Genomic DNA, 18,485 nt, shown 5'->3' with positions numbered 1-18,485 from the left:
ACCGGCGTCGCGCCCGCTCTCGGCAGCGGTCTGCGCCTGCGCGGTGTGACCGCCGAGTGGCCGCGCAGCGACGACGACTCCGCGCGCGGCACGCTCGCCGCCGTCGACCTCGAGGTCGCCCCCGGCGAGCGCGTGCTCGTGACGGGGCCGAGCGGCGTGGGCAAGACGACCCTCGCCCATGTGCTGGTGCGGCTGCTCGATCACGGCGGCAGCTACCGGATCGGCGATCGGGACGCGCACGAGCTCTCCCCCGACGACGTGCGCCTGACGATCGGACTCGTCGAGCAGCACCCGTTCCTGTTCGACGAGACGCTGCGTCAGAATCTGCTGTTCGCCCGCGACACCGCCGACGACGCCGCGCTCTGGAGTGTGCTCGCCCGGGTGGGGCTCGCGGACTGGGCACGCTCCCGCGGCGGGCTCGACATCGCCCTCGGCGAGCGCGGCGCCCTCGTCTCCGGCGGTCAGGGGCAGCGGATCTCGCTGGCACGGGCTCTGCTGCGCGACTTCCCCGTGCTGGTGCTCGACGAACCGACCGCGGGCGTGGATCCGGCGACATCCGACGCTCTGCTGCGCGATCTGCTGGATGCCGCGGCCGGCCGCACGGTCGTGCTCATCTCGCACGTCGAGATCCCTGGTGACCTCGTCGACCGCGAGGTGCGGATCACCGGCTGACCGGTATCAGAGCGTCCGGCCGTACGAGAACGCGCCCGGGGGTGCGGGCAGGGGTGCGAACCCGAGCCGGGTGTAGAAGGCCTGAGCCGACGTGTTGCGCGGGTCGACGCCCAGCTGCACGCCGGGGACGGATGCCTCGCGCAGCCGGTCGAGCACGGTGTCGATGAGCCGTCTGCCGATGCCTCGACCCTGCAGCTCCGGCAGCAGGTCGATGTGCAGGTGCGCCGGGTACGCCGCAGCCACCTGGGCCTCCTCCGTCGTCACCGGCTCGGTGCCGCGGCGCCACGCGTCCCGCAGGATCCCCGCCTCGCGGGTGCGGTCGGCGCGGGCCGGCAGGGGCCAGCGCTCGTGGAACCGCGGCCACCACCGGTCGCGGAACCACGCGTCGAAACCGGCGGTGTCGGGTGCGGCGACCACGTAGCCGCGCACGACCGCCGAATCGTCCTCGGCGACGAAGGCGAAGTCCGGGTGCAGCGCGACATACGGGAGCGCGAAGACCGCCGCCCACAGGTCGTCGTCGCTCAGGATGCCGGCGGCATCCGCTCCGGCGTCCGCCGTGCGCAGGCAGACCTCCGCGATCGCGAGCTCGTCACCGGGTCGAAACGATCGGATGGCGGTCATCCGGCCAGCCTAACCCGGCGCCCGGAGCGGCCCCGCGGCGCTCAGCAGCGCTGCAGCAGCGCGGCGGCGGCGTCGATCGTGTCGGTGCCGCCGGCGAGGGTCACGAGGTTCGTCCCGTGCGCGAGCAGGAATCCACCCATCGTCGAGGGGATGCACGTGCGTGCCGTCATGAGCACCGGCGCACCCAGGGTGCCCGCCAGCGCGGCGGCCGCCGGACCGTCGCCGTAACCGCTCGTGGAGGCCGCGACCGCCTGGGGTGCGGTGCCCGTGAAGCTCGCCGACACCATGGCCGCGTTCGTGTAGTACAGGTTCGACCCGGAGTAGCGCGTGACGGCGATGCCGGCCTTCGTGATGCCCGAGACCAGTCCGCTCGACACGGCGGAGGTCCCGCCGAGCACGATGACCCGGGTGGTGTGCAGGGCCTTCAGCCGCGTGAGGAGCGCTGTGGGTGCAGTGGTCGCGGTGCCGTTCACGACGATGAGCGGCGCCTTCTTCGCACCGGCGACGGCGGCACCGCCGATCGCGTCCGGGTACGCCAGGCCGGTCGCCAGGTAGACGGTGGGCGCCGAGCCGAACTTCGCCGCGACGGACAGCGACCGGACGAACCGGTCGGTGCCGTCGATCCGCGTGACGGTCGCCTTCGGCAGCAGTGCCTTGACCCGCGCAGGCGTGCCGGAGTCCAGCGTGCTCGTCGTTCCCACGAGCACGACCGACGTCGGTGCGAGCCGCTTGAGTTCAGCGGCGATGCTCGAGGGCATCGAGGCCGCCGGCACGAGCAGGAACCCCGCTCCGCGGGCGGCGGCGAGGGCGGCGACCGACAGCGAGTCCTGCTGCGCCGTGCCCCCGACGAGGTACACGGTCGACACCGGGCCGGCGTGGGCGGCCCGTGAGGCGGCGTTCGCGCGCTGATAGACGTTGATCCCGGCCAGGCGCGCGGTCGGGATGCCGGTGACCGCCGCCGTGACGGCGGAGGTCTGCGTCACGGTGCGGTAGTACAGCCGCGATCCGGTCACCCGCACGCTGAGCGTCTGGCCGGCGTCGGCGTTCGTGACCTTGTAGGTGGAGGATGTCGCGCCGGTCACGGCCGTTCCGTTGCGCAGCCATTGATAGGCGAGCTTGGTGGGCGCGGGCGACCACGTCCCGGCGCGGGCCGTCAGGATCTGCCCTGCCGTGGGCGAGCCGGCGATCGTCGGAAGCGGCGTGGTGATGAACGCCTGCACCTGCGTGGAGCCGAACCAGTCGGTGAAGTAGTTGTAGAAGTTGCGGTTGCCGTACGAGGAGCAGGCATCGCCCGTGCCGTAGCCGGCGGCGAGCGCCGCCGCGTCCGGCACGTACGGCGTGTAGTAGTAGAGGTCGGCGGTCGCCTGATTCGCGATGGTCACCCACTGGTAGCCGCACGGCGACCCGGCGTCGAACGTGGTCTTGGGGCTGTACGCGATCTGCGAGGCGGCGCCGATCGGGTACCAGTCGAAATACTGCGACGTCCCCGGCGGGTTCGCGTACCGCTTCAGCTGCCAGCCCGCCGAGTACACCTGCGTGAAGAACCCGGCGCTGTTGCCGTTGCATCCCGTCGAGTCCGGGCAGTTCGCGCCCATCGCATAGTTGTAGTTCCAGGACGACGGATGGGTGCCGAGCACCAGGCCCTGCTCCTTCTGGAGCATCACCAGGAACACCTGCGGGTTGATGCCGCAGGACTGCGCCACCTTGAAGACGATCGCGGCCGCCGGCTCGCTCGCCGCCCCGGTGTAGCCGTTGCACATCTGCCCGGGTGCGATGGTGCGGGTGGGCGCGGTGTAGTCCTTGAGGCACGTGTAGCCGGTCTGGCATCCGGCTTCCTTGGACACCAGGAACGCCTGGATCTGCGCCTGCGTCATCGACGCCTTGTTGAAGAAGACGCCGTCGCTGATGATGTTGCCGGGGTCGAACTTCGACAGGTCGGCCGCCTGCGCCGGAGCGGCGAACACCGGAGTGACGAGCCCCGCGACCACGGCGACCGTCGCCAGCAGCGCGGCGAGGAGCGGCCGGATCCGCGTGAGGCGGTGCGCACCTCTCGGGGACGAGGAGCTCATCGCATAAGGGTGACACATCCGGGACCTGGATGCCACCTATCTCCGGCACGGAATCGCGGAACCCTGCCGCCGGCGTTTATCACGGCTCGATCTCGGTTTCGCGGAAAGGTATCGCAACCGGTTGCGTTAGCCGAGATCCCCGGAGTAGCGTCGGCGGACGTCAACGAAGATGGTCGTCCATCTCAGTGAGGAGAGACACAGTGAAGAAGGTCATCATCACCGCGATCGGAGGTCTCGCACTGACTGCTCTCGCGCTCAGCGGGTGCTCCGGCAGCAGCAGTGGCGGTTCCGGAGGCGACAACGGCCGCGGTCCGATCACCTTTGTCCAGGGCAAGGACAACAGCAACATCATCGCCACGCTCGCCGCCCAGTGGAACGCCAAGCACCCCAACGAGAAGGTCACCGTCAAGCAGCAGTCGGACAAGGCCGACCAGCAGCACGACGACCTGGTGCAGCACTTCCAGGCCAAGAGCACCGACTACGACGTGGTCACCACGGACGTCATCTGGACGGCGGAGTTCGCCGCGAAGGGATGGCTCACCCCGCTCGAGGGCAGCCTGAAGCTCGACACCAGCAGCCTCCTGCCCGCGACCGTCAAGACGGCCACCTACCAGGGCAAGCTCTACGGAGGTCCGTACGCGTCCGACGGCGGCATCCTGTACTACCGCAGCGATCTGCTGAAGACGCCGCCGAAGACCTGGGATGAGCTGATGGCCGACTGCTCGATCGCGAAGAAGGCCCACATCAAGTGCTACGCGGGTCAGTTCGCACAGTACGAGGGTCTGACCGTGAACTTCGCCGAGAGCGTGAACGGCGCCGGCGGCGAGATCGTCAAGTCCGACGGCAAGACCCCCAACCTCGAGACGCCGCAGGCCCTGGCCGGCCTGAACCAGTTGGTCTCGGCGTTCAAGGACGGAAACATCCCGGCCGAGAACAAGACGTTCCAGGAGGAGCAGGGACGCCAGGCCTTCGAAGCCGGGCAGTACCTGTTCATGCGCAACTGGCCGTACGCGTACAGCCTCGCGAAGACCGACAGCACGTCCAAGGTCAAGAACACCGTCGCGATCGCTCCGCTGGTGACCAACTCCAGCCTCGGCGGTCACAACCTCGCCATCTCGGCCTACTCGAAGCACAAGGCCACCGCCCTGGACTTCATCAAGTTCATGGAGAGCCCCGAGGTGCAGAAGGAGATCGTGCTCAAGGCGTCGCTGTCGCCGGTCATCGCCTCCCTCTACACGGACCCGACGCTGGTGAAGGCCGCGCCGTACCTGCCCGTGCTGAAGGAGTCGATCCTGAAGGCGGTGCCGCGCCCGGTCACCCCGTTCTACCCGGCCGTCACCCAGGCGATCCAGGAGAACGCGTTCCAGGCGATCAGCGGATCGGTCACGCCTGATCAGGCCCTGAAGAACATGCAGGCCGCGATCACGTCGGCCGGATCGGGCAACTGATCCACCGAGCGGGTGCGGTCCGGTCACCGGACCGCACCCGCTCCCCCATATCCCCTCGGTCAGCATCCGTCTGCCAGGAAGAGGAGCCATGAGCAGTGTCGCGCAGGCGAAAGCCCCCTCCCGTCCCCCCACCGCCAAGCGAGGATCGCAGAAGGACGTCGAGCGCCGCTCGGCGATCTGGCTGATCATCCCGACGATCGCGATCCTCGCCGTCGTCATCGGCTATCCGATCGTCACGGCGGTCATCGAATCGTTCCAGAAAGACCCCGGGCTCGACCCCACCACGGGCATGTTCAGCCAGGGTGGCTTCGCCGGCTTCTCGAACTACACCCACTTCCTCGCGCAGCAGTGCGGCACCGTCACCTGCCCGCCCGGCACCAACGGAGCGGCGTTCTGGACCTCGGTCGGGAACACGTTCCTCTTCACGGTGTGCACCGTCGTGCTCGAGACCGTGCTCGGCGTGTGGATGGCGATCATCATGAACCGCTCCTTCCGCGGGCGCGCACTGGTGCGTGCCTCGGTGCTGGTGCCGTGGGCCATCCCCACCGCCGTCACCGCGAAGCTGATGCTGTTCATGTTCGCGACCTACGGCATCGTCAACGTCGTGCTGCAGCAGCAGATCCTGTGGCTGAGCGACCCCACGGCGGCGCGCATCGCGATCATCGTCTCCGACGTCTGGAAGACCACGCCGTTCATGGCCCTCCTGATCCTCGCCGGGCTGCAGATCATCCCGGACGAGATCTACGAAGCGGCCCGCGTGGACGGCGCCTCCACGGTGCAGCAGTTCTTCCGCATCACGATCCCGCTGATCAAGCCCGCCCTGATGGTGGCGGTCCTGTTCCGCACCCTCGACGCGCTGCGCATGTACGACCTGCCCGCCATCCTCACCGGCGGCGGACCGGGCATCTCCACCACGACGCTGTCGATGCTCGTGGTCAGTCAGATCAGGCAGGGCTTCAACGCCGCCGCCGCACTGTCCACGCTCACCTTCATCATCATCTTCCTGGTCGCGTTCGTCTTCGTCCGGTTCCTCGGGGCCAACGTCGTCGCAACCCAGTCCGGCACTAAGAAGGGCGAGGCCTGATGAGCACCGCAACCGAAGCCGTCGTCACTCAGGGACGGCGCCGCCGCGTCTCCACCGCCGAATACGAGAACGTGCGGTACAAGCGGCACGTCGGGGCGAGCCTGCGCACCGGCGTGCAGGCGGCGATCATCGTCGTGTGGTGCCTGCTGCCGTTCTACTGGATGATCGTGACCTCGTTCCGCCCGGTGGACCACACGTTCGACACGAACCTGCTGCCCATCCCGTTCACGTGGGACAACTACACGACCGCGTTCTCCACCGCCCTCGGCAACCACCTGCTGCGGGCCATCGGCAACAGCCTCATCGTCGGCGGGACGACCGTCGTCGTGTCGCTGCTCTTCGGCGTCACCGCGGCGTATGCGCTGGCCCGGCTGGAGTTCCGCGGCAAGTCCATGCTCGCGGGCATCATCCTCGGCGCATCGATGTTCCCGGCCGTCGCACTGCTGTCGCCGCTGTTCCAGCTGTTCACCAACATCGGCTGGACCGGCACGTACCAGGTGCTGATCATCCCGAGCATCTCGTTCGCCCTGCCGCTGACCGTCTACACGCTGACCTCGTTCCTGCGGGAGATGCCGTGGGATCTCGAAGAGGCCGCCCGCATCGACGGCTGCACGCGCCTGCGCGCGTTCTGGCAGGTCATCCTCCCGCTCGCCGCTCCCGCGGTGTTCACGACGGCGATCCTGGCCTTCATCGCGTCCTGGAACGAATACCTCATCGCGAGCGTGCTGTCGACGGATGCCACCCAGACCGTCACGGTCGCGATCGCCGGATTCACCGGATCCCAGCCGCACCAGGAGCCGTACACCGCGGTCATGGCGGCGGGCACCATCGTGACGCTGCCGCTCGTCATCCTCGTGCTGATCCTTCAGCGCAAGATCGTCGCGGGCCTCACGGCCGGCGGAGTCAAGGGCTGACATGGCATCGCGCGCGACCCGGTCGTCATCGCAGTCCGCCGCCGACCGACGGGACTTCCACCTCGGCGTCCTGATCTCCCTCGGCGCCTGCCTGCTGCTCATCACGCTCGTGTGCGAGCTCACCGGTCAGCCCGCCCTCATCTGGGCGGTGCTGACCGGCGCCGTGGCCGTGATCGTGGCGATCCTCTGGCGGCGCCGCAGCCGACGCTGAGGGTCCCATGATCTCGCTCGCCCAGATCGCGCAGGAGCTCGGTCTGTCCAAGTCGACGGTCTCTCGTGCGCTGCGCGGCATGCCGGGGGTGTCCGCAGCCACGATCGACTCGGTGCGGGAGGCGGCCGAGCGGTTCGGCTACGTGCCCTCGGTCGCAGCGGCGGGTCTTTCCACGGGCCGGAACGAGGCGGTCGGCGTGGTCGTGCCGTCCACGAATCGCTGGTTCTACACGTCGGTGCTGTCGGGCGTGGACCGGTCGCTCGCTGCATCGGGATACGACGTCGTGCTGTTCGATCTGCACCATTCGTCCGATGCCCGGCGCTCGTTCCACAAGAAGCTGCTGCGGCGGCGCGTGGACGGCCTCATCGTGTTGAGCACGGAGTTCAGCAGCGCCGAATACGCCCAGTTCGAGACGCTGGGGATGCCGCTGATCGCCGTGGGCGGCGCCGAGACCCGGATGCCGCGGATCGGCATCGACGACGTCGACGTCGCGCGCGCGGCGACACGGCACCTGCTGGATCTCGGCCACACCCGCATCGGGCTGGTCGGCGGTTCGGACGCCGACGGGCTGAACAAGGACGTGCCGCGCAAGCGCGCCGACGGCTGGATGCAGGAGCTGAGGGCCGCCGGGATCGAGGTGCGCCGGGACTGGATGCTCCCGGGGGGATTCCGCCTGCATCTGGCGAAGCGCTCCGTGGCCGAGCTGCTGCGCCGCGGTGACGACCGTCCGTCGGCGCTGCTGTGCCTGAGCGACGAGATGGCGATGGGGGTCATCCTCGCAATCCGCGAGGCCGGTCTGAGCGTTCCCGAGGACATGTCCGTCATCGGCATCGACGGCCACCCGTTCTCGGAGGCGTTCGGCCTCACCACGTGCGTGCAGGACGTCGAGGCCCAGGGTGTCATGGCCGCGGAGACGATCCTCGGACAGCTGAGCGGACAGCAGATGAGTTTCCCGGGCGCGAAGACCCCGTTCGAGCTGACGATCCGCGCCTCGACCGCCGCTCCCCCGAGCTAGCCGAGCGGCGCCGTCCGACACGACAGAAGGCTCCGGATGCCGAAGCATCCGGAGCCTTCTGCGCGGAAGTCGGAAGACTTACTTGAGGGTCACCGAAGCGCCGGCGGCCTCGAGGGCCTCCTTCGCCTTGTCGGCGGTCTCCTTGTTCGCGCCCTCGAGCACGGCCTTGGGGGCACCGTCGACGACGGCCTTGGCCTCGCCGAGGCCGAGCGAGGTGAGCTCGCGGACGACCTTGATGACCTGGATCTTCTTGTCGCCGGCAGCCTCGAGGATGACGTCGAAGGAGTCCTTCTCCTCGACCTCTTCGGCAGCACCCGCGCCACCGGCACCGGCGACGGCGACGGGAGCGGCAGCGGTGACCTCGAACTTCTCCTCGAAGGCCTTCACGAACTCGCTGAGCTCGACAAGGGTCAGACCAGCGAACTGGTCGAGCAGCTCGTCAGTGGTGAGCTTCGCCATGATGTATCTCCTAGATAGATGGGGGTTGTGTGAGGAAGACGCTTCCCGCTTACGCGGCCTCGGCGGTCTCCAGCTTTTCGCGAAGCGCGTCGATGGTGGCCGCAGCCTTGCCCATCGTCGCCTTCATCATGCCCGCGGCCTTCGCCAGCAGAACCTCGCGGCTCTCGAGCGAGGCGTACTTGTTGACCTCGTCGGCCGAGAGGGCGTTGCCCTCGAAGATGCCGGACTTGATCACGAGAAGCGGGTTGGCCTTGGCGAAGTCACGCAGAGCCTTGGCGGTGGCGACGAAGTCGCCGTGCACGAATGCGATGGCCGAAGGACCCTTGAGGTCGTCGTCCAGCGTCGTGATCCCCGCCTTGTTGGCGGCGATCTTGGTCAGCGTGTTCTTCACCACGGCGTACTCAGCGTCCTGACGGATGCTGTTGCGCAGCTGCTTGAGCTGGGCAACCGTCAGACCGCGGTACTCGGTCAGCAGGACGGCGTTCGAGTCCTCGAAATTCTTCGTGAGCTCGGCGACCGATGCATCCTTCTGCGCCATGGTCACTCCTTGGTGGGTACGACATCCGCCACGACGGTGGCGGATGAGCCTCGGATGCCGCGCGCCCGCACAAACAGAAAAGCTCCGGCGCAAGCGCACGGAGCTCGGAGATCTCTTGCGAGAGTCGATTCGTGTCACCTGCGCGGGCCCCTGCTGAGCAGAGCTTCGATCGATCACGCTTTCGCGTGACACGATGACCGGCGGTCTTCGGCTCCGGTCAGTCTACGGGATGCCGCAGTCCCGTCCAAATCGCGGGCGCTCCGGCTCGCTCCGCGTCCTCACTGTGCGGATGAGAGCACGCGGTCACCGCGCGTGTAGACGTTCATCGACTGGCCACGCAGGAACCCGATCAGGGTGAGGCCGGCATCCTCCGCCAGCTCGACGGCGAGCGACGACGGCGCCGACACCGCTGCGAGGATCGGGATGCCCGCCATCGTCGCCTTCTGCACGAGCTCGAAGCTCGCCCGACCGGACACCTGCAGCACGGTGCCGCCGAGCGGGAGCCGGCCTTGCTGCAGAGCCCACCCGACCACTTTGTCGACCGCGTTGTGGCGGCCGACGTCCTCGCGCAGCACGAGCAGCTCGCCCGTCGACGCGTCGAACAGGCCGGCGGCGTGCAGGCCCCCGGTCTTCTCGAAGACGTCCTGGTGGGCGCGCAGGGTGTCGGGCAGGGTCACCAGCGTCGACACGTCGACCGTCGTCGGGTCGGATGCCACGTCGTAGGCCGACACGGTGCGGACCGCTTCGATGGACGCCTTGCCGCACATGCCGCACGAGCTCGTCGTGTAGAAGTTGCGGTCGCGCTCCGGCATCGGCACCTCGGCGGCCAGGCCGACATCGAGCACGTTGTACGTGTTGTCCGTGCCCCCGGTGCCGGGCCCGCCGCAGTGGATCGCGGCGCGCAGGTGCTCGCTGCGCGAGATGATCCCCTCGCCGACGAGGAAGCCGGCGGCCAGTTCGACGTCGTGACCGGGGGTGCGCATGGTGACCGTGAACGGCTCGCTCGCCACGCGGATCTCGAGCGGTTCCTCGACCGCCAGCGTGTCGGCGCGTCGCCGCTCGTCGGCCCCGATCGTCAGCTTGGTGACGGGCCTTCGCACCGTGATCCTGCCCATGCATCGAGCGTACGCGGCTGGATAGTGTGGTCGGGTGGGCATGATCGGCGTCGCGGAGCACCGTCAGCGGATTCTCGGCGCGGTGCAGCCGCTCGGAACCGAGCGCATGCCGGCATCCGCGGCGCTCGGCCGCACGCTGCGGGAGCCCGCCGTCGCCCCCGGTGACGTGCCCGTGTTCGCGAACTCCGCCATGGACGGCTTCGCGGTGCGCTTCGACGACGTGCGCGACGCATCCGCAGTCCAGCCCGTGCGTCTGCGGGTCGTCGCGGACCTGCCCGCCGGCACGGACGCCGACCCGGCGCTCGGCCGGGGCGAGGCTGCGCGCATCATGACGGGTGCGCCGGTGCCGTCGGACGCCGACGCGGTCGTGCCGTTCGAGGACACCGTGGGCGGGCTGGACGATTCGCTCGTCGCGGCCGTCGTCACCACCGCGCCCCGCCGTCGCCACGTGCACGTCCGGCCGCGCGGCGAGGACGCCGCGCGCGGTGAGGAGATCATCGCGACCGGGACGCGGCTGGGCGCCCGTCAGCTGGCGGCGATCAGCGCCGCGGGCATCGCGGAGGTCACGGTCTCCCGGCGCCCGCGGGTGGTCGTGCTGTCCACGGGCGACGAACTCCTCGAGCCCGGGGCGACCGCCGGCCGCGGCCACGTGTACGAGTCGAACAGCCTGCTGGTGGCATCCCTCGTCGCCGAGGCGGACGCCGACGTCGTGCACGCGGCACGGGTGCTCGACGACCCGGCCGCACTGCGGCGGGAGCTCGAGGCCGCCGTGGACGCGGATGTCGTGATCACCACCGGCGGGATCAGCGCCGGTGCCTACGAGGTCGTCAAGCAGGCTGCGCCGATGGAGTTCGTGCGGGTCGGGATGCAGCCGGGCAAGCCGCAGGGCTTCGCCGCGGGCACTCCCCTGCTCTTCGGGCTTCCGGGCAACCCCGGCGGCACGGCGGTGTCGTTCGAGGTGTTCGTGCGCCCCGCTCTGCTGGCGCTGCAGGGGCGCACCGACCTCTTCCGCCGGGTCGTGCAGCTGCCCGTTGCGGTCGGCTGGACCTCCCGGGTCGGCCGGGAGGAGTACCGGTCGGTGCGTCTCGCCGACGACGGCGCGCACCCGCTGCCGGGCGGACCGATCGCCCTCGGACGCGCGGACGCCTACGCGGTGATCCCCGCCGCGACCGGCGAGGTGCACGCCGGCGACCTCGTGTCTGTGATGCTCGTGTCATGACGATCGCAGCGGTGATCCTGGCCGGCGGTCGCGGCTCGCGGCTCGGCGGCGTCGACAAGGCGCTCGTGCGGATCGACGGCACGACGCTCCTCGACCGCGCGATCGCGGCCGCACGGTCGGCGGGATGCACCTCGATCGCGGTCGCCGGTCCGGAGCACGACGCGGACGACGCACGGGACGTCACCCGGGTGCGCGAGGACCCGCCGTTCACGGGGCCCGCCGCCGCCCTCGTCGCGGCCCTCACCGGCCCGGATCCCGGCGCGGACTGGACCCTCGTGCTCGCGTGCGACCTGGTGCGCCCGGATCTCGCCGTGGCGCAGCTGCTGCGCGACCTGCCGCTGCTGCCGGGCGACACCGACGGCGTCTGCCTGGCGGACGATTCGGGCCGCCCGCAGTGGCTGACCGGGATCTACCGCACGCGGACGCTCCGCGAGGCGGCACCCGCCATTCCGGATGCCGGGCGCGACGCCGCCGTGCGCACGCTGATGCACGACCTCGCGATCGCCGCGGTGCGCGCCGCACCCGACGTCATCGCCGACATCGACACGTGGGACGACCTGCGCGAATGGGAAGGAACTATATGAGCGAGCACCTGCCTCCGGAGGCCCTCGACGAGTGGGCCGCCGCGCTGCGCGAGCACTTCCAGCTGGGACCGGACGACGTGCCGATCTCGCTGATCCTCGACCTCGCCGCCGACGTGGCGCGCGGCGTCGCCCGCCCGGCGGCGCCGTTCACCGCGTTCGTCGCCGGGCTGGTCGCGGGCCGCCAGGGCGGCAGCCCCGAGCAGATCGCCGAGGCTGTGGCATCCGTCTCGGAGCTCGCGCGCACCTGGCACGCGTGAGGCCCCCGGTCGTTGAGCGAGGCAGTGCCGGCGACCGAGACGAAACGCGCAGCCTCGGACGCTACCGCCGTTCGAGCCGGACGATGACCGATTTCGAGGTGGGTGTGCCGCTGATGTCGGCGACGGAGTCGAGCGGCACGAGCACGTTGGTCTCGGGGTAGTACGCGGCGGCGTTGCGGCGCGGGGTGCTGTACGGGATGAGCCGGAACCGTTCGGCGCGGCGTTCTTCGACGTGCCCGTCGGGGGCCGTCCATTCGCTGACGAGGTCGACGATGTCGTCGGGCTGGAACCCGAGCTCGGCGATGTCCTCGCTGTTGATGAGCACGACGCGGCGGCCGCCGTGGATGCCGCGGTAGCGGTCGTCCTTGCCGTAGATCGTGGTGTTGTACTGGTCGTGCGAGCGCAGGGTCTGCAGCAGCAGGCGGCCCTCGGGGATGCGCGGGTATTCGAGCGGGTTGACGGTGAACTGCGCCTTCCCGTCGGTGGTGTCGAACGCGCGGGCGTCGCGGGGGCCGTTGGGCAGCATCAGCGTGCGCCCCTTGTCGACCCGGCGTTCGAAGTCGTCGAAGCCGGGGATGACGTGCTCGATGTGGGTGCGGATGCCGGCGTAGTCGGCCTCCAGTCCCGCCCAGTCGGCCTGCGGGGCATCCTCCCGTCCGGCGAACACCAGTGCGCACAGCCGGGCGACGATGGCGACCTCGCTGAGCAGGTCGTCCGCCGGCGGGGCGAGACGTCCGCGGGAGGTGTGCACGGCACCCATGGAGTCCTCGACGGTGACGCGCTGCTCACCGGTGCCGCGGCGGTCGCGGTCGGTGCGGCCGAGCACGGGCAGGATGATCGCGCGTTTCCCGGTGACGGCATGCGACCGGTTCAGCTTCGTGGAGATCTGCACAGTCAGGCCGGTCCGGCGAAGCGCCGCCTCGGTGACCTCGGTGTCCGGGGTCGCCGAGACGAAGTTGCCGCCCATCCCGATGAACACCCGGGTCTTCCCGTCGCGCATCGCCCGGATCGCGTTCACCACGTCGTGGCCGTGCGCGCGCGGCGCGGTGAACGAGAACTCGCGGTCCAGGGCCTCGAGGAACGCCTCGGCGGGCTTCTCGTAGATGCCGACGGTGCGGTCGCCCTGCACGTTGGAGTGCCCGCGCACCGGGCACACCCCGGCGCCGGGCCGGCCGATGTTGCCCTGCAGCAGCAGCACGTTCACGACCTCGCGCAGGGTCGGCACGGAGTGCTTGTGCTGGGTCAGGCCCATCGCCCAGCACACGATCGTGGCCCGCGAGCGGCGCACCGTCTCGGCGACGTGCCGCAGCTTCGGTTCCGGGATGCCGGTCGCGGTCTCGAGGTCCGCCCAGTCCGCCTGCGCCATCGCAGTCCGGTACGCGTCGAACCCGGCGGTGTGCGCGGCGATGAAGTCGTGGTCGAGCACCCCGCCGTCACGGTCCTCGAGCTCCAGCAGGTGCTTGCCGATCGCCTGGAACAGCGCCTGGTCGCCACCAAGACGGATCTGCACGAACTGGTCGGCGAGCTTCGTGCCACCCAGCAGCACCCCACGCGGGGTCTGCGGGTTCTCGAACCGCATCAGCCCCGCCTCCGGCAGCGGGTTGATCGCGATGATCGTCGCGCCGCGCTGCTTGGCCTTCTCCAACGCCGACAGCATGCGCGGGTGGTTCGTGCCCGGGTTCTGCCCGGCCACGATCAGCAGCTCGGCACTGTGCATGTCCTCGATCGACACGGTGCCCTTGCCGATCCCGATCGTCTCGTTCAGCGCCGAACCCGACGACTCGTGGCACATGTTCGAGCAGTCCGGCAGATTGTTCGTGCCGATCCCCCGCGCGAACAGCTGGTACAGGAACGCGGCCTCGTTCGAGGTGCGCCCGGACGTGTAGAAGACCGCCTGGTCGGGGTCGTCGAGCAATCGGATCTCGTCGGCGATGGTCCGCAGCGCGTCGTCCCAGCTGATCGGCCGGTAGTGCGTGGCGCCCTCGTCCAGGATCATCGGATGCGTGAGCCGCCCCTGCTGACCCAGCCAGTAGTCGTCGTGCGAGTCGAGGTCCTCGATGCTGTGCGCGGCGAAGAAGTCGGGCCCGACCGTGCGCAGCGTGGTCTCCTCCGCCACCGCCTTCGCACCGTTCTCGCAGAACTCGGCCACATGCCGGTGATCGGTCTCCGGCCACGCGCAGCCCGGGCAGTCGAAACCGTCCTTCTGATTCACCCGCAACAGCGCCCGCGCGCTGCGCATCACCCCGGCCTGCTGCTCCGCGATCAGCAGCGCATGCGCCACCGCCGGCACCCCCACCGCCACCTGCTTCGGCTCGGAAGCCGTCAGCTTCGACTCGTCGATATCGGTGCGGGGTGCCTTCGTCGCCATGAGTCCAGGCTATCCCGGCGCCCGGGGAGCATCCGGACTCCCCGCTCTGGTGCGGACTCGGCTGCATGCCGATGTCGGATGCACCCCGAACGCCATTCAGATGCCGCCGGTTCGGTGATACCTTATGCTTCTAGGTATCTAACACTGCGAGGTAAGCATGCGCGTCGGCAAAGATCTGGTCGCGGCGGCCGCGACACCGATGGTGCTCGGCATCCTGTCGGACGGCGAGTCGTACGGCTACGCGATCCTCCAGCGGATCGCCGACCTGTCGGACGGGCAGCTGGAATGGAGTGACGGGATGCTGTATCCCCTGCTGCACAGGCTCGAGCGCCTCGGTCAGGTGGAGGCATCCTGGGGGTCCTCCCCGACGGGACGGCCGCGCAAGCACTACCGGCTGAGCCCCGCGGGCACGGCCGCGCTGGCGGAGCACCGGCGGCAGTGGTCGGTGGTCAACGATGCGCTCCAGCGCATCTGGAGCTCGCGCGGCGGCTCGTTCGCACCGGCGGGGGCGTGACATGGGGCTCGACGAGCGCATCGCCGAATGGCGGGGATTCGTCCGGCAGCGCGAAGCGATCGCCGCCGACGTGGACGAGCTCGAGGCGCACCTGCGCGATCAGATCGAGGGACTCGAGTCATCCGGGCTCTCCCCCGATGAGGCGTTCCTGATCGCCGTGGGGCGCATGGGGCAGCTGGACGCGCTGTCCCGCGAGTTCGCCCGCGAGCACAACGAACGACTGTGGAAGCAGCTTGTGCTCGGAGCCGGGGACGACGACCCGCAGAGCCGGCAGGTGTGGCGCCGCGGGCACGGCCTGTGGCTCGCCCTCATCTTCGCGGTCGCCGGGGCCGTGCTCGTGAAGCTGCCGTGGCTCACGAGCGGGCCGGACGCACTGCAGGTGCTGATCCGCAACGCCGGGCCGCTGTTCCTGCTGGCCCCGGCAGGCTACTTCCTGCGATGCCGTCGGGCGTCGGTGCGCACGACGATCGCCGTGCTCGCCCCGTTCGCAGTGGCGCCGGTGCTGCTGAACGTCTATCCGTTCGCGGCGGGCGGCGCGACGGCGCTGCTCGCAGCGGGTCATGCCGTCGTCGTCCTCTGGCTCTGCATCGGGCTCGCGTACGCGCGCGGCGACTGGCGCGGCGACCGGGCGCGGATGGACTTCATCCGCTTCACCGGCGAGTGGTTCGTCTATCTCGTGCTCATCGGGCTCGGCGGCGGCGTGCTCGCGGCGGTGACGGCGAGCGTGTTCGGGGCGGTGCGGCTGGATGCCTCGGCGTTCATCACGGACTGGCTGCTGCCGTGCGGGGCGGCGGGCGCCGTCGTGATCGCCGCATGGCTCGTCGAGGCGAAGCAGTCGGTGATCGAGAACATCGCGCCGGTGCTGACCCGTGTCTTCACCCCGCTGTTCACCCTGCTGCTGCTCGCACTCATCGTGGCCTCCGCGGTGCAGATCGCGGCCGGAGGCGGGCTCGTCGACGCGGACCGCACCGTGCTCATCACATTCGACGCCGTGCTGGTCGTCGTGGTCGGTCTGCTGCTCTACTCGCTGTCGGCGCGCGACGGCAGCCTGCCGCCGGGCTGGTTCGATCGCATGCAGTTCGTGCTGGTCGCCTCGGCGATCGTCGTGGATGCCGTGGTGCTCGCCGCCATGCTCAGCCGGATCGGCGCGTTCGGCGCCAGCCCGAACAAGCTCGCCTCCCTCGGGGCGAACGTCATCCTGCTGGTGAACCTCGTCGGCTCCGCCTCGCTGCAGGCGCGCTGGCTGTGGGGACGAGAGGCGAGCCCGGTCGTCGGGTTCGCGCGCATCGAACGCTGGCAGACCGGGCTCGTCCCGGTGTACCTGGCCTGGGCGGCGATCGTCGTGGTCGTCTTCCCGCCGGCATTCGGGTGGGCTTAGCAGCACTCGGGCAGGATGCCGCGGGACTCGTCTGTCCCCAGCGCGCTCGAGGGATCACGCATCCACAGAAGGAGCCTCTGACGTGATCGAAACGTCCGAGGGAGCACCTACGGTGCCGGCATGCTGCATCTCGTAGACGCCGACGAACGACCTCAGACCGCTTACCGGGTGCCCTGGCGCATCCGACGAACGGGACGGAGGATCACCGCCGTCAACGGATCACGCGACGCGCTGTACGGCGTGGTCGCCACACACCTCGCGACCGGCCGGCTGCTTGTGCCGCACGCGCTGCTCGTCCGACCGCACGAGCAGGTGACATTCGTGTTCCCCTCGTGGGAGAAGCCGGCGAGCGCGATCGCGCTGCTCAGCTGGCGCGTTCACGACGATGAGTACCTCTACCGCGTCGCGCTTTGAGCGTCACGGATGAGCTTGCGGCGGTGATCCCACTCGTCGCGGGTCTGCTGGGCCGTCGGCAATGTGTCGAAGCCCGGAACGTCGTGCGCGTCGATGCCCGACAGCAGCTCGGACGGCGTCGTCCCGAGCACGTACGCGATCCGGATGAGCATGTGCAGACCGATCTCACGCTCCCCGCGCTCGTACTCGCCGTAGTTCGTGAGATGGATGCCCGCCGCATCGGCCACGTTCTGCCGGCTGATCTGCCGGCCACGCGCAGCTTTGAGCGCCTCGCCCAGCTTGCGGGTCGCGTCGGATTTGGGAGTCGCCATCGCCTCCACGCTCTGACACCTGGCGTGCCCTCATCTACAGTGTCAACATGCGTCGTGTTTGTACCTCTACTTGTTGGACCCTGCCCACCCGCATCGGCGCATGAGCTCGCTCGGCAACTTCGTCTGGCAGATCGCCGATCAGCTGCGCGGTGTCTACAAGCCGCATCAGTACGGCGATGTCATCCTGCCGATGACGATCCTTCGGCGGCTGGACTGCATCCTCTCGGAGCATCACGACGCGATCCAGGCCGCTCTTGCGAAGAGCGACAACGATCAGATGCGCGAGGTGCTCGTGCGCAAGGCGACCGGATTGCGCTTCTACAACGCGAGTCCGTGGACGTTCACGCGCCTCCTCGGCGACCCGGAGGGGCTGCAGGCGAATCTCGTCGACTTCATCGCGGGCTTCTCGAAGAACATCGACGTGTTCGAGCGGTTCCGGTTCGAGGGCGAGATCCACCAGATGGCGGAGAAGAACCGCCTGCTGCTCGTCGTGCAGAAGTTCTCCGAGGTGGACCTGCATCCGAGCGTGATCTCGAACGCCGACATGGGCGACCTCTTCGAGGAGCTGATCCGCAAGTTCGCGGAGGCCTCCAACGAGACCGCGGGTGAGCATTTCACGCCGCGGGACGCGATCAGGCTGATGGTCGACCTGCTGTTCGCCGAAGACACCGAGGCGCTCACCGAGCCGGGCGTCGTGCGCACCGTGTACGACCCCACGGCGGGCACGGGCGGCATGCTCTCGGTGGCCGAGGAGCGCATGCACGCCCTCAACCCCGACGCGAGCCTGTCGCTCTTCGGGCAGGAGATCAACGATCAGTCGTACGCGATCTGCAAGTCGGACATGATCGCGAAGGGCCAGGATGCCACGAACATCCGCCTCGGCGACACGCTCGCCGACGACCTGTTCCCGGGCACCACGTTCGACTATGTGCTGTCCAACCCGCCTTACGGCGTGGACTGGAAGGCGTCGCAGGCGGCCATCAAGCAGCACGTGCAGGAGGCCGGCGACCACAGCCGATTTCCGGGCGGGCTGCCGCCGATCAGCGATGGGCAGATGCTCTTCCTGCAGCATGTGGCGAGCAAGATGCGGCCGCAGCACCAGGGTGGAGGGCGCGCCGGCATCGTGCTCAACGGGTCGCCCCTGTTCACCGGCGCCGCGGAGTCTGGACCGAGCGAGATCCGCCGCTGGCTGCTCGAGAAGGACCTCGTGGACGCGATCGTCGCGCTGCCGACGAACATGTTCTACAACACGGGCATCGCGACCTACGTGTGGATCCTCGACAACACCAAGCAC

The 18,485-nt window shown here is 69.4% G+C and carries 20 protein-coding genes; 13 read left to right on the top strand and 7 right to left on the bottom strand.

Going from position 1 to position 18,485, the window contains the following annotated elements; genetic code table 11:
- Window positions 1–672: ATP-binding cassette domain-containing protein (locus VJR25_RS02435; RefSeq protein WP_324112156.1), on the top strand; the 672-nt coding region annotated here is incomplete at its 5' end.
- 6 nt (window positions 673–678) lie between these two features.
- Here the strand turns inward: VJR25_RS02435 and VJR25_RS02430 are convergent.
- Entirely contained in the window at window positions 679–1,293 is a 615-nt protein-coding gene (locus tag VJR25_RS02430) for a GNAT family N-acetyltransferase (protein ID WP_324112154.1), read from the bottom strand.
- Between the two features lie 41 nt (window positions 1,294–1,334).
- A complete protein-coding gene (locus VJR25_RS02425; protein WP_324112152.1) occupies window positions 1,335–3,362 on the bottom strand; it encodes a cell wall-binding repeat-containing protein in 2,028 nt (675 codons plus the stop codon).
- A gap of 200 nt (window positions 3,363–3,562) precedes the next feature.
- On the opposite strand from VJR25_RS02425, the gene VJR25_RS02420 reads away from it, so the two are divergent.
- The 5 genes from VJR25_RS02420 to VJR25_RS02400 all read left to right on the top strand — a co-directional run bounded on the left by VJR25_RS02420 (window position 3,563) and on the right by VJR25_RS02400 (window position 8,034).
- Window positions 3,563–4,810, top strand: a complete 1,248-nt coding sequence (locus VJR25_RS02420) for an ABC transporter substrate-binding protein (RefSeq protein WP_324112150.1) — start codon at window positions 3,563–3,565, stop codon at window positions 4,808–4,810.
- Window positions 4,811–4,898: 88 nt separating this feature from the next.
- Window positions 4,899–5,894: a sugar ABC transporter permease gene (locus VJR25_RS02415; protein ID WP_324112148.1), complete on the top strand. Its 996-nt coding sequence runs from the start codon at window positions 4,899–4,901 to the stop codon at window positions 5,892–5,894.
- Window positions 5,894–6,808: a carbohydrate ABC transporter permease gene (locus VJR25_RS02410; RefSeq protein ID WP_324112146.1), complete on the top strand. Its 915-nt coding sequence runs from the start codon at window positions 5,894–5,896 to the stop codon at window positions 6,806–6,808. The genes VJR25_RS02415 and VJR25_RS02410 overlap by 1 nt, the downstream gene beginning before the upstream one ends.
- 1 nt (window position 6,809) lies before the next feature.
- A complete protein-coding gene (locus VJR25_RS02405; RefSeq protein WP_324112144.1) occupies window positions 6,810–7,019 on the top strand; it encodes a hypothetical protein in 210 nt (69 codons plus the stop codon).
- A gap of 7 nt (window positions 7,020–7,026) precedes the next feature.
- Window positions 7,027–8,034, top strand: coding sequence for a LacI family DNA-binding transcriptional regulator (locus VJR25_RS02400; protein ID WP_324112142.1), 1,008 nt, complete (start codon window positions 7,027–7,029; stop codon window positions 8,032–8,034).
- A gap of 78 nt (window positions 8,035–8,112) precedes the next feature.
- On the opposite strand, the gene rplL is transcribed toward VJR25_RS02400, so the two are convergent.
- The 3 genes from rplL to fdhD all read right to left on the bottom strand — a co-directional run bounded on the left by rplL (window position 8,113) and on the right by fdhD (window position 10,146).
- Window positions 8,113–8,493 (bottom strand): 50S ribosomal protein L7/L12, encoded by a 381-nt coding sequence (rplL, locus tag VJR25_RS02395; RefSeq protein WP_324112140.1) that lies wholly within the window; start codon window positions 8,491–8,493, stop codon window positions 8,113–8,115.
- Between the two features lie 49 nt (window positions 8,494–8,542).
- Window positions 8,543–9,031, bottom strand: a complete 489-nt coding sequence (gene rplJ, locus VJR25_RS02390; protein ID WP_324112138.1) for a 50S ribosomal protein L10 — start codon at window positions 9,029–9,031, stop codon at window positions 8,543–8,545.
- A 278-nt stretch (window positions 9,032–9,309) separates the two neighbouring features.
- On the bottom strand, window positions 9,310–10,146 hold the full coding sequence (gene fdhD / locus VJR25_RS02385; protein WP_324112136.1) for a formate dehydrogenase accessory sulfurtransferase FdhD: 837 nt from the start codon (window positions 10,144–10,146) through the stop codon (window positions 9,310–9,312).
- Window positions 10,147–10,186: 40 nt separating this feature from the next.
- Between fdhD and glp the strand changes: the two genes are divergently transcribed.
- The 3 genes from glp to VJR25_RS02370 are packed head-to-tail and all read left to right on the top strand — an operon-like array spanning window position 10,187 to window position 12,206.
- Entirely contained in the window at window positions 10,187–11,365 is a 1,179-nt protein-coding gene (gene glp, locus VJR25_RS02380) for a gephyrin-like molybdotransferase Glp (protein ID WP_324112158.1), read from the top strand.
- Window positions 11,362–11,949, top strand: coding sequence for a molybdenum cofactor guanylyltransferase (mobA, locus tag VJR25_RS02375; protein ID WP_324112133.1), 588 nt, complete (start codon window positions 11,362–11,364; stop codon window positions 11,947–11,949). Before glp ends, mobA begins: the two co-directional genes overlap by 4 nt.
- Window positions 11,946–12,206 carry a DUF6457 domain-containing protein gene (locus VJR25_RS02370; RefSeq protein WP_324112131.1) on the top strand — a complete coding sequence of 87 codons (261 nt, stop codon included), beginning with the start codon at window positions 11,946–11,948 and terminating at the stop codon, window positions 12,204–12,206. The genes mobA and VJR25_RS02370 overlap by 4 nt, the downstream gene beginning before the upstream one ends.
- Window positions 12,207–12,267: 61 nt before the next feature.
- On the opposite strand, the gene VJR25_RS02365 is transcribed toward VJR25_RS02370, so the two are convergent.
- The gene (locus tag VJR25_RS02365) at window positions 12,268–14,574 is read right to left on the bottom strand and encodes an FdhF/YdeP family oxidoreductase (RefSeq protein WP_324112129.1); all 2,307 of its coding nucleotides are present in this window, start codon (window positions 14,572–14,574) and stop codon (window positions 12,268–12,270) included.
- Between the two features lie 157 nt (window positions 14,575–14,731).
- Between VJR25_RS02365 and VJR25_RS02360 the strand changes: the two genes are divergently transcribed.
- The 3 genes from VJR25_RS02360 (at window position 14,732) to VJR25_RS02350 (ending at window position 16,880) form a co-directional block, all read left to right on the top strand.
- On the top strand, window positions 14,732–15,088 hold the full coding sequence (locus tag VJR25_RS02360) for a PadR family transcriptional regulator (RefSeq protein ID WP_324112127.1): 357 nt from the start codon (window positions 14,732–14,734) through the stop codon (window positions 15,086–15,088).
- A gap of 1 nt (window position 15,089) precedes the next feature.
- A complete protein-coding gene (locus VJR25_RS02355) occupies window positions 15,090–16,466 on the top strand; it encodes a permease prefix domain 1-containing protein (protein ID WP_324112125.1) in 1,377 nt (458 codons plus the stop codon).
- A gap of 120 nt (window positions 16,467–16,586) precedes the next feature.
- Window positions 16,587–16,880 carry a hypothetical protein gene (locus tag VJR25_RS02350; RefSeq protein WP_324112123.1) on the top strand — a complete coding sequence of 98 codons (294 nt, stop codon included), beginning with the start codon at window positions 16,587–16,589 and terminating at the stop codon, window positions 16,878–16,880.
- Here the strand turns inward: VJR25_RS02350 and VJR25_RS02345 are convergent.
- Window positions 16,862–17,191: a helix-turn-helix transcriptional regulator gene (locus VJR25_RS02345; RefSeq protein ID WP_324112121.1), complete on the bottom strand. Its 330-nt coding sequence runs from the start codon at window positions 17,189–17,191 to the stop codon at window positions 16,862–16,864. The genes VJR25_RS02350 and VJR25_RS02345 overlap by 19 nt on opposite strands.
- 100 nt (window positions 17,192–17,291) lie before the next feature.
- On the opposite strand from VJR25_RS02345, the gene VJR25_RS02340 reads away from it, so the two are divergent.
- Window positions 17,292–18,485, top strand: a 1,194-nt coding sequence (locus VJR25_RS02340; RefSeq protein ID WP_324112119.1) for a class I SAM-dependent DNA methyltransferase, incomplete at its 3' end; no start/stop codon positions are given.

This window comes from Microbacterium sp. (assembly GCF_035277845.1).
In the GTDB taxonomy this organism is placed as follows: domain Bacteria; phylum Actinomycetota; class Actinomycetes; order Actinomycetales; family Microbacteriaceae; genus Microbacterium.
The sequence above is the reverse complement of the archived record's forward strand: the minus strand, read 5'-3'. Positions and strand labels throughout refer to the sequence as shown.